Genomic DNA, 14144 nt, shown 5'->3' with positions numbered 1-14144 from the left:
GGCATGCCAAAAGTTCGCGACAACGGGTCTCACCAGACCAACCCCAATCTGCGCAAAGCGGCCATCGTCTTGATGAGCCTGCCGGAGGACGATGCGGCTCAATTGATGGGCCGGATGACTCCCAGCGAAGTCGAGTCGGTCTGTATCGAGATCGCCCATCTCGACCGCCTGACCGGAACCGACCAAGAAGCGGCGATCCTCTCCTTCGCCGAACAGAACCCCAATCAACTTGCTGGCGCCGGCGGCGGTATTGGCCTGGCCAAGAATCTAGTCACCCGGGCGCTGGGCAAAGGCGCCAACGAGACGCTCGACAACGTTCGCCAGTCGGTCGAGTCGATTCCGTTCGGCTTTTTGCGGAAAGTCGACAGCCAGAACTTGCTGACCTTTATCGTCGACGAGCATCCACAGACGATCGCCCTGATCTTGTCCCACTTGCCGGCGTCGTACGGCGCCGAGATCATCTCCGGCCTACCGGCTGACCGCCAACTGTCGGTTATCCGCCGGATCGCCAACATGGGGCAGACCAACCCCGAGGTGATCGAGGAAGTGGAGAAGGGGCTCGAAACGCGGATGGCGAGCGTGATGAGCCAATCGTTTGAGAACGCCGGCGGCGTCCCTACCGTCGCCGAGATCTTGAACGTGACCGATCGTGCGACCGAGCGGGCCTTGCTCGAGCATCTGGCCCAGGAAGATCCCGACCTGGTCGAAGAGATTCGCCGCTTGATGTTCGTCTTCGACGACATCCAGAAGCTGGCCGACAAAGACATGCAATCGGTGCTCAAGAACGTCGAGAGTTCGCAGTGGGCGATGGCTCTCAAGGGCGCCAGCCAAGAGCTGCGAGACAAGGTGGTCGGCAACATGTCGAAGCGGGCCGCCGATATGCTGCTGGAAGAAATGGACTTCCTGGGCGCCGTCAAAGTGTCGGAAGTCGAAGGTGTGCAGCAGCAGATCGTCGATATCGTTCGCCGCCTGGAAGATGCCGGTGAAATCGCCCTATCGGCCGGAGACGAGGAAGAGCAATTGGTGCAGTAGCCGCGCACGCAAGAAAGACGCCGTCGCCCCTGGCGTCTTTCTTGCGTCGCTTGACGGCTGCTTCTTGCTTGTCGAGTTTGACCTTCAGTCGCGGCCACCGTTTTTCGAGGCTCTTGGCGCCTTCTTTGGTGACATTGGTGCTGGAGACGTCCAGGCTCGTGAGCATGAAGATCTCGGTAAAGCCTTCCAGGCCTTGGTCCGAAACCTGCGTGCCGTTCAGGTTCAAGTCGAACAAGAACCCGTGAATCTTCGTGTCGTTGATCTTTGCGATCATCGCATCGTTGAAGTTGGTATTGCTCAAGTCGAGACTCGAAATGCGGTTAACAGTCCGTCGAGAAAATCAACGGACTGTTAAGGGTGGGGCTACTCCTCAAACGTAAAAATCGTCTCCCAATCATCCTTCATGCTGATCACCACCCAGCCGCTTTGCTCCGCTTCTTCCATCAGATCCTGCGGAAAGGCGCCGAACTTGGTGTCGGGCAGGCCGTTGGCCGGGCCGTAGGCGTATTCTCGTTTGGCGTCGTCGTGAAAGACGAGCATCTTCAGGCTCAGCCCTTCGCCGGCGCTGGTCCACTGCAGCATCTCGCGATCGCCGCCGGAGTTGCCGAACGAGGCGATCGGGCGTTTGCCGATGAACTGGTTAATGCCGACCGGTTTACCATCGTGGTCATCAATAAAGTTGATTTCGGGAAGACGCATCAAGACCGGTTTGCCATCTTGCATCTCGAACCTGGTTTTGATCGTCGTTCCGACAACTTGTTCAGGCGGAATGCCATAGCAGTCGAGCGTGATCGGCCGCATGAACTCGATTCCGCCGCCGGAAACGATGAAGGTCCTAAAGCCGTTTGCCCGCAGGTACGCAAGCAATTCGACCATCGGCTTGTAGGTGCATTGCGTGTAAGGCTGATCAAAGCGGGGATGACGATGGGTGGCGAACCACTCTTTGACGACCGCTTCGAAGTCGGTGGTCGTGATGTCGGTATGCGAGGCGAGAATCAACTCGACTAACCCTTTTTTGCCCGATTCGCCCAGGGCCTGCAGGTCGTTCTCCAGTACCGCCTTGTAGGGTTGCTGGTCTTTCCAATCGGGATGCTTGGACGCGAGCGTTTTGACTCGATCGATCGCAAACGCCATTTGCGTGTACATCGGATGCTCGGTCCATAACGTTCCATCGTTGTCGAACGTGGCGATCCGATCGGCCGCCGGCACGAAGTCGGGCGAATGGGGATCGGTCACTTTGGCGACAAAGTCGATAATCGCCTGGCGAGCGGGGGTGTGGTTCCAGGAGGGCAATAAGTGATCTTTTTCGGCGGCTCGCGTGGTCGCCGAACACAGCAGCGTCAGCAAGGCCGCGGCGAACCACGAAAGACGCGAAACGGACGGGGCGTTTCCTCGGATCATCGGTCGTCTCCTCGTACGCAGGCAGGCAGGGCTTGGGGGCAATTACCCAACGAAAACGCCAAAAAGGAACCGTCAGGCCGATCCAGTTGATCGGGCCTGACGGCTGAATCATCATTGTGCGCTTGCTCAACGCAAAACGCACGGAGTTTTTCCGCTGCGGCGACTAGTTGCCGGTCGGCAGCGGGATCGAAATCCCTTGCTTCTGCAGCTTTTCGCGCACGAACTCCAGGTTCTGGTATTCCGAGATCGTGATTGGGCCGGTGTAGACCTCGCTCTGCAGCTTGCGAGGCGGATACTTCGCGTAGGTCTTCATCAGTTTCGAGATCTCTTCGTTGAACGTCACCAACGTCCAGGTCCGTTCGGTGTAGTTGTTCATGAAGACGTCGTACCGCTCTTGCGGATCTTGCCACAGGTCAAATACTTGCGGAACGGTCGCGACGTACTTTTCGGCGCCCTTCCAACCCAGGTTGGTGTCGACCGCCAGTCCGCCGGTCGCCTGGCCGTCGTCGCCGCGAAGGTTGAAGACCGCTTTGTAATTGCCGCTGCGAGCCGCGCCAGGCGTCAGTTCATTTTCGGTGAAATAGAACCACGACTTGCGCGCGCTTTTGCCAGTCCCGGTCAATAGCGGCGTCATATCGTAGCTGTCGAAGTAGATCGGTTTTCCATCACGATCGTTTTCGGGCAGTTTGACGTCGGCCACCGCGGCGAAGGTCGCCATCAGGTCCAATCCGCCGACAATGTCATGGTTTCGGACGCCGGGCTCAATCTTTCCGGGCCAGACGGCGATCGCCGGAACGCGGTTTCCACCTTCTCGGACGGTTCCCTTCGTGCCGCGAAACGGCGTGTAGCCGGAGTCGGGATAGACGTCTTGCCACGCGCCATTGTCGGTGGTGTAAAAAACGAGCGTGTCTTGGTCGAGGTTCAGCTCTTTCAGCTTGTCCATGACATGGCCGATGCGGGCGTCAAGCTCAACAATCGAGTCGGCGTACTTCGACTTCGAGAGCGACTTGTGCTTGTACTCGGGCGCCGGCATATTCGGCTGATGATTCTTCATGAAGTTAATGTTGATGAAGAAGGGCGTGTCGGGGTTCTTGGCCGCATCTTCCAGAAATTTCAGGCCCGACTCTTCGACATACTTGTCCAAAAACGGAATACCGACGACCCCTTTCTCGGGCGTGTCGACATATTGACCGTTGACTTTCCAGTCCTGCTTCGGCGCTTCGCCCGCTTTGCCTGACATCGAACCCTTGGTCACCTTGTTGAACATCTCACGCAGCTCGGCCGGCATGTCGGGGAACCAGGTTGGATCGCCATAAGTGTAGGCGTTGCAGTGATAGAGGAAGCAATGCTCCATCACGTCGTAACCTTGCGCGTTGGGCAATGCGTAGTCCGACTCGCCCAGGTGCCATTTGCCGGTGAAATAGGTCTTGTAGCCAGCTGATTTGAGCACCGATCCAAGCGTCCATTCGGCGGCCGGCAAGCCTCCACCTTGCCCTTGAAACGCGACGGTGGTCATGCCGCTACGATTGGGGATGCGGCCGGTTTGCATCGCCGCACGGCCGGGCGTGCAACTTGGCTGGGCGTAGTACGAAAAGAAGGTCATCCCCTGGGCGGCCATCTTGTCGATGTTGGGCGTCGGCATGCCGCGTCCAACGCCGCCGCCATAGGGGCCAAGATCGCCATAGCCGGTATCGTCCGAGACGATCAACAGAATGTTGGGAGTTTTGGCCTGGACGACGCCTGCGCTTACTACGCATACGGCGAGCAGGGCGAAAAAGATGCGTGACAATGACTGGGGGGTTTTCATATCGATCGATCGCCTCTTGGGAGTGAGGAATGAGAGCAAGGAACCGGAGATTAACGCTAACGCCAGGGAGTCGACTGCACCAAGTTGGGAAAGGTGGCAGCAGGTAGCGGCACAGGCGTCAAAGCTGGTATACCCCGCAATTCGTTGGGAAGCAAACGATCGCTTCGCGATCACCGCAAAAAGCCGATGAAGATTAACGGCAATTGGCCAATCAGACGGGGCATCGGCTTTATTGCGACGCCGCGGCCGGCCGACCCGGGGCTTCGACTGCGCGTTTCCAGCGGAATCGTTCTCGCGCTTGACAACTTCGATTCGTCTGAAGATTCGCGCGGTCATTGACACCGGGCGCTCCGAAGCTGGACAATCAATCGTCAGTTATGTCAAACCTGGAGCGCGGCCGCATTCTTTTTGATCTAGGAGACGGAGCATGGAAAACACATTGGATATCGTCGAAGTCGGCAAACTGGTGCATGTCAAAGCGACCGGCAAGCTGACCAAAGAGTCGTACGAAACGTTCGTGCCGGTGCTCGAACAGCAGATCGCCGAGTTTGGCAAGTTGCGGGTATTGTTCGAGATGCATGACTTCCATGGCTGGACGATGAGCGCCATGTGGGAAGACATGAAGTTCGACTACAAGCACTTCAAAGATATCGAACGCTTGGCGATCGTCGGCGAATCGAAGTGGCAAGAAGGGATGGCGACGTTCTGCAAGCCGTTCACCGCCGCCAAGATCGAATACTTCGACCACACGAAGCTGGAAGAAGCGAAAGCCTGGCTGGCCGAAGACTAACTGCCTGTTGAAAAATGCCATCGTGGCATTTTCCAGCCTCGCCAGGCTCAGAGCATAGCTCTTCGCGGCTCGCAAAATAACGACTTACGTCGTTATTATGGGATCGCATCCGTGCGATCACGCAGTCCGTCGAGAAAATCAACGGACTGCTAAGCGCGTTAGGCAACAGCGCGTAGGGCAGGCCGCGGAGGCCGAGAGCTAGCCGGAACGACCTCAACTGCCGTAGGGTCCGCTGTGCGGACCAAGATCGGCAAATGGATCAGCACCCATGAGAAAGCTGCTCGCCGCCACAGTGACGCCGTTGGCGTCGATCTTCGGCAGCGGCTTTTTGGTGATTGTGCCGATCCTCAGCGGAGCCGTCGGCAGTTACGCGCTGCCGGCGATGGCGATCGTTTGCGTGGTCGCCTATGGCGTTGGCGCGGTGATTCGCTACAACATCGCCAACGCCGAGCCGCAGTTGGAAAAAGGAACCGCGCCGGAGATCACGCGGCGCCTAGAACAGGCGTCCGACCTGGCGCTGGTCGGCGCCTATATCATCTCAGTCTGCTTGTACATCAATATTCTCGCCTCGTTCCTGCTCGGCGGAATCGACGAGCGTTACGATACGCCGCTCAATAATCACCTTATCTCGGTGGCGTTCATCGTCGCGATCGGCGCCATCGGCTATTTCAAAGGCTTAGCGGCGCTGGCGAAACTGGAAAAGCTGGCGCTGGGCGTCACGTTATTGATCATCGTGGCGTTGTTCGTTGGGTTTGGGCTTTGCGATCTGCGAGCGCTTTCCAGTGGGATCACCTGGCCCGATGCGCCGCAGCATAGCTGGTGGGAGATCGTCACCATCGTCGGCGGCACGCTGATCGTCGTGCAGGGATTTGAAACGTCCCGCTATCTGGAAGACCTGTACGACGCGCCGACTCGCATCGCCAGTTGCCGACTGTCGCAGGTCATCTCCACCGTCGTCTATTTGATCTTTATCGCCCTGGCGACGCCGCTGATGCACTTTCTGGGAGATACGGTCAAAGACAATGACCTGATCTTGCTGGCCGGCAAAGCGTCGATGCTGTTACCGCTTCCGGTGGTGATCGCGGCGGTGCTGAGCCAATTTAGCGCCGCGGTCGCCGATACCTTTGGCGGCGCCGGCAATGCCGAAGAAGCGACGCATGGCCACGTCGACTTGAAGCATGCCACGGTGCTGATCTGCGGCGGAGCGATTATTCTCTGCTTTACGCCCACACTGACGATCCTGGCGCTGGCGTCGCGGGCATTTGCGTTTTATTACTGCTTGCAGTGTCTGGTGGCGACCAGCGTCAGTAAGTCGCTGCCGCAGCGGGCTTTCTTTGTGGCGATGGCGGTGGTTTTGGCGTTGATTACGTTGTTTGCCGAGCCGGCAGGGTAGACCTATTGAATTTCTACCGCCTCAGTTCATTCAATTTAGTTCGTATCTTCGCGATCGAAGCGTACCACAACTCTTTGATCTTTGCTTTGCAATCACTCTGCTCAACCAAGAACGCCGTTCGGTTCACGCCGGCCAGCGCCAGTTCGACAATCTCTGGCGGGCATTTTCCGCGAAGCTTTACCACCGCAAACGCCAGTGCGATGATCGATTCGTTGGCGACGTCTAGTCCGATAGGATCGCTGCTCCCCATAGCGTTCACCATCGCGGGATCGGTTACCGTCCAGTCAATCGGCTGAAAGCCCCACTCGTCGAGCAGTCGATCGAGAAAACGCAGGGGATCGGTCGTCCGGTTGCGCTTGTTCCACTTAAGGAAGCTATGCAGCAGATCGGCGCCGGTGTCGTTGCCATGCGGCGCCGTATCGTCGGTGCAGGACCAATAGAACGGATCGTCCAAGATCTCACGGGCACTCGGGTGATAATCATCCCAGTCGATGTCTAGCAATTCCCACGGACTCATCTTGGCCAATTCGGCCCGCCGCTTCTCGTTCGACTCTTGTTCGATCTGCCGCCACTCGTCGACCGAGCCCAGGCCTTCGCAAAGTAAGCGATTGGCGTCTTCCAGAAATCGGACGACATCAAAGTCGTCCGTCTTCTTAAGTCGCTTTTTGATGAGCGGCAGGAACTGGGCGACTTCAGCCGCGGCGTCGTTTAGCATCTGGGCGGCCGGATCTTGCCGCTGGTCCCCGGCAAAGAAGCGGCTGCTGGGAAAAGAGAGTTCAAATCGGTTCGATTTGCGGCGGAACGTCATCCGCGGCAACGTCTTGATCTCCTTATGAAACTCGTCAAAGGATCGCTCTAAGGTCGGGCGAAACATGCGGGTGCGACTCGGAAGCCAGGTAAGCAGATCGAGTTCGTCGATCGCCGGGCCGTAGTCGCCCAGTCGGAGAGACAGCAGCGCCGCAATCGGCGAAAACAGCTTGCTATACCCATAGCTGTCGTACGTTCTGACCAAGATAGTGACTTGCACGAAAAATCCTTTCGGCATTCCCCCCTTTGACTTGCCGGCCCTTTCGCCGTAAGCTGATACGTTCCTCTTCACTGTCGAAGAGTGACCCTCGCAGAGGGGAACCGGGAACCTGGTCAGGCCTTAACTGGAGCAGCCATAACCGGGGTACTCTGGTGCGGGGGTCTCTCCTCGACAGTGTTTTTTTATGGCTGGTTTTTTTATAGCTGGGTTTTCTATTTCCGGGGCAAGGACAGTCTACGGAAGTGGTGGATCGAACCAGCGGTCAGATGGTACCATGCTGGCACTTCTATCGCATGGACATTTTGGCGGCCAAGCGGGGCCGCCTAGCGATTCTCCCCCCTCGAAACCGGCCGCGAGACGATGACGGAAGAAGGAATCGAAAACCCCGAACCTTCTGGCGCCCATGACCAGTATGTGGTCGTCGCCCGCCGCTACCGTCCCCAGTCGTTTGAAGAGCTGGTCGGTCAGCACCAGGTAGCCCAGGCCCTGAAGAACGCCATCGAGCGGGGCCGCGTCGGGCACGCCTACCTATTCACCGGGGCTCGCGGGGTCGGCAAGACTTCGTCGGCCCGTATCTTGGCCAAGGCGCTCAACTGCAAAAAGGGGCCGACGGCGACTCCCTGTAACGAGTGCGATATTTGCCGCAGCGTGACGGTCGGCGAGGATGTCGACGTGCTGGAGATCGATGGCGCTAGCAATCGCGGTATCGAAGAAATCCGACAGTTGCGGTCGAACGTCAATATTCGCCCCAGCCGGTCTCGCTTCAAGATTTACATCATCGACGAAGTTCACATGTTCACCAAAGAGGCCTTCAACGCCCTGTTGAAGACCTTGGAAGAACCGCCCGAGCATGTGAAGTTCATCTTCTGCACGACTGATCCCGAGAAGATCCCGATCACCGTCCTGTCTCGCTGCCAGCGGTTCGACTTCGGCGGCATTCGGATGGACGAAATCGTCGGCCGCTTGGCGTACATCGTCCAGAACGAAGGGGTCAAAGCCGAGCAAGAAGCGCTGCGACTGTTGGCCCGCAAAGCGAACGGCTCGATGCGCGACAGTCAGTCGCTGCTCGAACAGTTGCTCGCCTTTGGCGGAAAAGAGATCACCGTTGCCGATGTCAATCAAATGCTGGGGGCAGCCGGCAGCGAGCAGATCGCCGTCATTATGAACGGCCTGGCTGCCCGCGATGGCGCCGCCGTGCTGGGGCAATTTGATCACGCTTTGACCCGCGGGATCGACCCCGGCCAGCTGATCGAACAATTGCTCGGCTATTTCCGCGACATGATGACCCTGGCGGTTGGCGCCGACGCATCGATTTTGCAAACGGTCTTGCCAGCCGATGCCAAGCAAGAGACCGCCGTCGCCAATAGCTACGGCCTGGCAAATGTCATGGCGGCGGTGCAGATTCTGGATGACGCCCTGGTCCGGATGCAGCGTTCGGCCCATGCCCGGATTTTGGCCGAGATGGCGCTGGTGCGGGTCTGCCAGCTCGAAGATCTGCAGAGCGTCGCCGATCTGGTGGAGACCATCCGCTCGGGAAAGCCGGTGCCGGCTCGGCCGGCAATTCAGGTCGCCGCGGCTAGTCCCGCGTTGCCGACCACGGCAAATTCGGCCGCTGGAGTGGTCGCCCAGCGACCAGCTGAGCCGACCGTCAGCGAAGTTCCGGCCAGTACGCCTGCTCCCGCAGTATTGGCAGTGGCGACCGAGGAGGCGCCGCCGGCGGAAATGCACTCGCGGCAAGAAGAGCCCGCCGAAGCCCCAAAAACAAAGGGTGGGATCGCGTTAACCGATTCGACTGCGAAGAATATCTGGGACCGAGTTCTGTCAGATATGTCGGATCTAGTAGGGGAGTATGCTCGCCCTTACAAATCAGTAGCAACTTCTGGGCCAAACCGGCTAGTCGTTTCATTTTCTGCAGCGTATAATACGCAGGTCGAGTTCTTACGACGGCCAGCGGCGAAGTCGCGGCTGGAAGGATTGCTGACCGATGTGGTCGGCGATACCGTCGTACTGGAGTTCCGCGTGCTGGACGATGTTCCGGTCGCGGCCGCCAAAGAACCGCCGAAAAGAAGTGGGCCCTCATCAGGGCAGATGATTCGAAAAGTGCAGCAGAACCAGTTGGTTCAGCAGGCGATTGAGATGTTCGGAGCGGAAGTCACCAGCGTCCGAGCGCCCGAATCGGGAGGATCTTAGCCGCCTGCCTGACTGAACGCTGCAGCACTTTCCCCCATCAAGGAGAAAAGCGGTGTTCAATCTCGGCAATCTCGGCAACATCGCGGGCATGCTTCGCAGCGCCCAGGAAATGGGCGCCAAGGTCCAAGGTTTGCAAGAGGAGCTGCGTGCGAAGCGGGTCACCGGTTCGGCCGGCGGCGGCATGGTCGAGGTCGAAATGACCGGTACCGGCGAAATGCTCTCGCTGCGGATCGACCCCGATCTTATCGCCCGCGGCGAACAGGAAATCATCGAAGACCTGGTCCCGGCGGCCGTCAATCAGGCCAGCGCCAAGGCGAAGCAGATGCACGCCGATATGATGAAGGCCCTGACCAGCGGGATGAACGTCCCCGGTTTGGACGACGCCCTGGCCAAGATGACCGGCGGGGAAAACCAGTAGAAATAGACGCCTAGGTGAACGGACGCCCCGCATGGTTCAAACGACAGACTCCGTAACGCGATTGGTGGAGGAATTCGCCAAACTTCCCGGCATCGGCCGCAAAAGCGCCGAACGGCTCGCGTACCACATTTTGCGCGTGCACGAGTCGGAAGCGCTGGCGCTGTCCGACGCGATTCGCACGGTCAAGCAAAACGTTCGCTACTGCTCCCAATGTTTTAACCTGGCCGAGTCCGAACTTTGCTCGGTCTGTCAAGACTCGCGACGCGACAAGACGTTGCTCTGCATCGTCGAGCAGCCGCGCGACTTGATGGCGATCGAGCAATCGGGCATGTACCCCGGTTTGTATCACGTACTGTTAGGACGCATCGCTCCGCTGGAAGGCATCGGCCCCGATCAATTGACGATTGACGCGCTGGTCGATCGCGTGCGGGAGGGGACGTTCCGCGAGATCATCATGGCGACCAATCCCACCACCGAAGGAGACGGGACGGCGCTGCATATCTCGAACCTTTTGTCCGAGCTGCCCGTAACGTTAACGCGGCTTGCCCGCGGAATCACCACCGGCAGCATCCTGGAGTTTACGAACAAAGAGATCTTGGCCGACGCGCTTTCAGGGCGTCAAAAGCTATAATTCCCGTTGTTCTTCCGATACTCTTGAAACCTAGAAATTCCTATGCGACTTTCGCTTGGTTTAGAACAGAAGCTGGTCCAGAAGCAAGTTCTGGCGCCCAGGATGATCCAGTCGATGGAGATCCTGCAGCTGCCGGTGATGGCGCTGCAAGAGAAGATCGAACAGGAGATGAACGAAAATCCGTTGCTCGAGGTTCAAGAAGTCGAGCCGGACGGAACCGACGATCCGGTCGAAAAAACAGATAACGATTCGATTGCCGAGACCGAAAAAGAATTCGTCGTTGACGAAAACAAAGACAACGCCGACGATTTTGAGCGTCTGCTCGATCTCAACAACGAGTATCCCGATACGTTTGATGATCGCCCGCAACGTTCGCTCAACCAGATGGAAGACGACGCCAATCGCAAGCATGATGCGCTGGCCAACGTCGCATCGCGCGTCGAAACGCTGCAGGACCATCTTGATACCCAGCTGGGCGAGCTGAATATCGAGCCGGAGCTGCTAGAGCTGGCGATGCGGATCATTTCGTCGCTCGACTCCAACGGCTATCTGACCACGTCGCTGGAAGATTTGCTGCCGCCCGATTCAAGCGAAGAGATGGTGGCCCATGCCCGCGAAGCGCTGGCGATTGTGCAAGCGCTTGACCCGGCCGGCGTCGGCGCACGCGATCTGCGCGAATGCTTGCTGCTGCAGCTGGAGCCGGCGCAACCTTACTTCGACGAACTGCGGACCTTGATCAGCAATCATCTCGAAGACCTCTGCGAGAACCGTCTGCCGCTGATTCAGAAGAAGACCGGTTACACGATCGAACTGATTCAGGACGCCTGGTCGGAACTTCGCAAGCTGAACCCCAAGCCGGGCTCCGCCTACAAAGAAGACTTTGTCCCGAACGTTGTGCCTGACCTGACGCTGGAGATTAGCGATGACGGCGAGTATGGCGTGAAGACCGAAGATGGCGAAGTGCCGCAGCTGCGGATCAGCAACTATTATCGCAAACGCCTGATGGACCCGACGGCGACGGTCGAAGAGAAGGATTTCATCAAGCGGAAGATCAACGCCGCCCAGTGGCTGATCGATTCGATCAACCAACGCAAAAACACGCTGGCCCGCGTCGCTCAGGCGATCGTCGATCACCAGCACGACTTCATCGAAAAGGGGCCGGAGTATATCGAGCCCCTCAAGATGCAGCAGATCGCCGACAAGGTAGGCGTCCACGTGACGACCGTCAGCCGGGCGGTCGACGACAAGTGGATTCAAACTCCCCGCGGCATCTTCCCGCTCAAACGATTCTTCGCCGGCGGCACCACCAACGAAGCTGGTGATGAAGTGACCTGGGATGCGATTCGCCTGAAGCTGCAAGAGATCATCGACAGCGAAGACAAGGCGAAACCGCACAGCGACGACGAACTGGTCACGCTGCTGAAAAACGAAGGCCTGAACGTCGCCCGCCGCACGGTCACCAAGTACCGCAAAAAGATGGGCATCCCCAGCTCGCGGCAACGCCGAGATTGGTCGAAAAAAGGCTGATCGTCGTCGGGGATACAGAGCCAAAAGGGAGCGTGAAACGCTCCCTTTTTTTGTTTGGTAGGGTGCGTCTGGACGCACCACGAACCAGCCGTTCGGGCGGCTTGGCAACGCAACCAGCGCTGCATTTTTGCGTTACCACGCAACAGGCGAAACGTGCGGTTGGGCAGGATCCCGGTGCGTCCCAACGCACCCTACCTGGAAAAAAATTGCTTGCCGAATTGCCTCGATGTTTGGTATAAACATGTACAGGCATGCCGTGGAGATGTTCCATGCGCGTTTCTCAAGGATCGTAGTGACGCCGGCGCGTGGAGACGCGCTGAGATCTTGCCGCCCTGCCGACTTTTCCCCGCATCAGGAAGGGGCAAAAGTCGGTCGCAAGAATCGCGCGAAAACCTTCGCGAGAGAGCGAAGAACGTACGCGCGGTGGCAACCCATGGCGAGACCGCCAGGTTATTGCTGGCGATAGTGGTAAGGAAAACGCCCCACGCATCGCAGCCCGCTGCGAGTGCGCTATCGGTGCGCGCGGATCGGCCATTTCGGGCCCCAAAAGAAAATTCGTCGCGGTCCAGTCCACTACGTTCCGCAAAAAAACAATTCCGACTGGTCCAGTTTTGGGGACGGAGGAAAAAAACGCAACGGTCCAGTCCGAGTAGGGTGCGTCTGGACGCACCACGAACCTGCCACGTGGCTGGTTGGGCGACTCGCGTGGTAACGCAATTTGCGCCGCCACGCGAAAGGCGAAATGAAACGTTGGGGCAGGTTCCCGGTGCGTCCTGACGCACCCTACCCGGAAATAATGAAACGGTCCGGTCCGGCGGTCCAGTCCATCATCGCCGCCGGTTCGACCCGCGCATCAATTCCAGCAACTGTTCCGCATATTGCTCGACCCGGGCGATCACGTCCGCAGCCGGATTGCTGCGTGAAAGAAACAGCCGGCGGTAGATCGGCATCAGCGGCGTCGCCGCCAGTTGCACGGTGCGCTTCGGCGTCCAACCGGCAATTTGCGCGGTTTGGCGGATCAAGCGGGCGCCGAGACGCAATTGGCCAAAGGCGGCGACATTCCAGCCTGACTCGATAATCCGCCAGGCCAAGGCCTCGCGCAGATCCGAATCGGCCAGCAATTCCGGCTGCGGCTGCAGTTGTTCGGCGATGGCCTGCAGCACTTCGGCGAAGCCTAACGTGCTGCGGTGCGACAGATTCTGCCCATGGACGCGGCGCTGGTACAGCGGTTGATCGATCACCACCAGATCGGACCGCGCGGCCAACGAGAGGAGAAAGTGAAAATCGGAGGCGACGACAAACGATTCGCGAACTCCGCCAATCGCCTGCCAGGCGTCGCGGCGAAACGCGAGCCCTGGATAGCCGGCCGCAAACATCCCATGACGTACGCAACTGGCGACCGCGCGGCGACTGGGAAGCGGGTAGACGTCGTCGGCCAACGGTTGCTGACGCCAATGGTGATCGCGGAGGAATCGACCTTGCCCGATCGTGGCCGGATCGTTGGGGGCATGCAGCAAACTGCCCAGCGAAACGATGCACTCGGCCTGGGGCGACAGACGGATCGCTGCGGCGGCTCGCTGCAAGCGGTCGACATGAAAAAGATCGTCCTGGTCGAGCACGGCGATCCAGGGACTGTTGGCAGCTGCGATCGCCAGGTTGGTTGGTCGCGAAGGCCCGCCGCTGTTCGATTCGGTCGAGAGAATCCGGAGCGGCGAGCCATGCGACTCGTTCCAGTCGCGGATTTGAGCGAGCGAGTCGTCGGAGGAGTGATCATCGACGACGATGATTTCTGCGGCGGGGTACGACTGAGCGCGGATCGAATCGAGCGTTTCAAGAACATACGGCGCCCCGTTATAATGCGGCACGATGACCGTGATCGGAATCTCTGCAGCAGTAACGTGTTGCTCAGGCATGCCGAAACGTTCGAG

General features: G+C 58.6%; 12 protein-coding genes and 1 other RNA gene. 8 read left to right on the top strand and 5 right to left on the bottom strand.

Annotation, left to right across the window (positions count from 1 at the left end; all coding sequences use genetic code 11):
* Nucleotides 1–3 precede the first annotated feature (3 nt).
* Nucleotides 4–1032: a flagellar motor switch protein FliG gene (fliG, locus tag Enr8_RS09910; RefSeq protein WP_146430963.1), complete on the top strand. Its 1029-nt coding sequence runs from the start codon at nucleotides 4–6 to the stop codon at nucleotides 1030–1032.
* On the opposite strand, the gene Enr8_RS26605 is transcribed toward fliG, so the two are convergent.
* The 3 genes from Enr8_RS26605 to Enr8_RS09895 form a co-directional block, all read right to left on the bottom strand.
* Nucleotides 914–1198, bottom strand: coding sequence for a hypothetical protein (locus Enr8_RS26605; RefSeq protein ID WP_390620171.1), 285 nt, complete (start codon nucleotides 1196–1198; stop codon nucleotides 914–916). The genes fliG and Enr8_RS26605 overlap by 119 nt on opposite strands.
* 197 nt (nucleotides 1199–1395) lie before the next feature.
* Nucleotides 1396–2433: an HAD family hydrolase gene (locus Enr8_RS09900; protein WP_146430960.1), complete on the bottom strand. Its 1038-nt coding sequence runs from the start codon at nucleotides 2431–2433 to the stop codon at nucleotides 1396–1398.
* Between the two features lie 163 nt (nucleotides 2434–2596).
* Entirely contained in the window at nucleotides 2597–4240 is a 1644-nt protein-coding gene (locus Enr8_RS09895; protein ID WP_146430958.1) for an arylsulfatase, read from the bottom strand.
* Between the two features lie 427 nt (nucleotides 4241–4667).
* On the opposite strand from Enr8_RS09895, the gene Enr8_RS09890 reads away from it, so the two are divergent.
* Together Enr8_RS09890 and Enr8_RS09885 are read left to right on the top strand one after the other, a co-directional pair.
* A complete protein-coding gene (locus tag Enr8_RS09890) occupies nucleotides 4668–5030 on the top strand; it encodes a SpoIIAA family protein (protein WP_146430957.1) in 363 nt (120 codons plus the stop codon).
* 268 nt (nucleotides 5031–5298) lie between these two features.
* Nucleotides 5299–6423, top strand: a complete 1125-nt coding sequence (locus tag Enr8_RS09885) for a hypothetical protein (protein ID WP_146430955.1) — start codon at nucleotides 5299–5301, stop codon at nucleotides 6421–6423.
* A gap of 13 nt (nucleotides 6424–6436) precedes the next feature.
* On the opposite strand, the gene Enr8_RS09880 is transcribed toward Enr8_RS09885, so the two are convergent.
* On the bottom strand, nucleotides 6437–7450 hold the full coding sequence (locus Enr8_RS09880; RefSeq protein WP_146430954.1) for a hypothetical protein: 1014 nt from the start codon (nucleotides 7448–7450) through the stop codon (nucleotides 6437–6439).
* A 77-nt stretch (nucleotides 7451–7527) separates the two neighbouring features.
* Between Enr8_RS09880 and ffs the strand changes: the two genes are divergently transcribed.
* The 5 genes from ffs (at nucleotide 7528) to rpoN (ending at nucleotide 12216) form a co-directional block, all read left to right on the top strand.
* Nucleotides 7528–7624: signal recognition particle sRNA small type (ffs, locus tag Enr8_RS09875), an RNA gene on the top strand.
* A gap of 186 nt (nucleotides 7625–7810) precedes the next feature.
* A complete protein-coding gene (gene dnaX / locus Enr8_RS09870) occupies nucleotides 7811–9640 on the top strand; it encodes a DNA polymerase III subunit gamma/tau (protein ID WP_146430952.1) in 1830 nt (609 codons plus the stop codon).
* A 52-nt stretch (nucleotides 9641–9692) separates the two neighbouring features.
* Nucleotides 9693–10058, top strand: a complete 366-nt coding sequence (locus Enr8_RS09865; RefSeq protein WP_146430950.1) for a YbaB/EbfC family nucleoid-associated protein — start codon at nucleotides 9693–9695, stop codon at nucleotides 10056–10058.
* A gap of 31 nt (nucleotides 10059–10089) precedes the next feature.
* Nucleotides 10090–10689: a recombination mediator RecR gene (recR, locus tag Enr8_RS09860; RefSeq protein ID WP_146430948.1), complete on the top strand. Its 600-nt coding sequence runs from the start codon at nucleotides 10090–10092 to the stop codon at nucleotides 10687–10689.
* 42 nt (nucleotides 10690–10731) lie between these two features.
* Nucleotides 10732–12216, top strand: coding sequence for an RNA polymerase factor sigma-54 (rpoN, locus tag Enr8_RS09855; RefSeq protein ID WP_146430945.1), 1485 nt, complete (start codon nucleotides 10732–10734; stop codon nucleotides 12214–12216).
* Between the two features lie 827 nt (nucleotides 12217–13043).
* Here rpoN and Enr8_RS09850 read toward each other — a convergent pair.
* Nucleotides 13044–14129: a glycosyltransferase family 2 protein gene (locus tag Enr8_RS09850; protein WP_146430943.1), complete on the bottom strand. Its 1086-nt coding sequence runs from the start codon at nucleotides 14127–14129 to the stop codon at nucleotides 13044–13046.
* Nucleotides 14130–14144 lie beyond the last annotated feature (15 nt).

Source organism: Blastopirellula retiformator (genome assembly GCF_007859755.1).
Lineage (GTDB): Bacteria > Planctomycetota > Planctomycetia > Pirellulales > Pirellulaceae > Blastopirellula > Blastopirellula retiformator.
The sequence above is the reverse complement of the archived record's forward strand: the minus strand, read 5'-3'. Positions and strand labels throughout refer to the sequence as shown.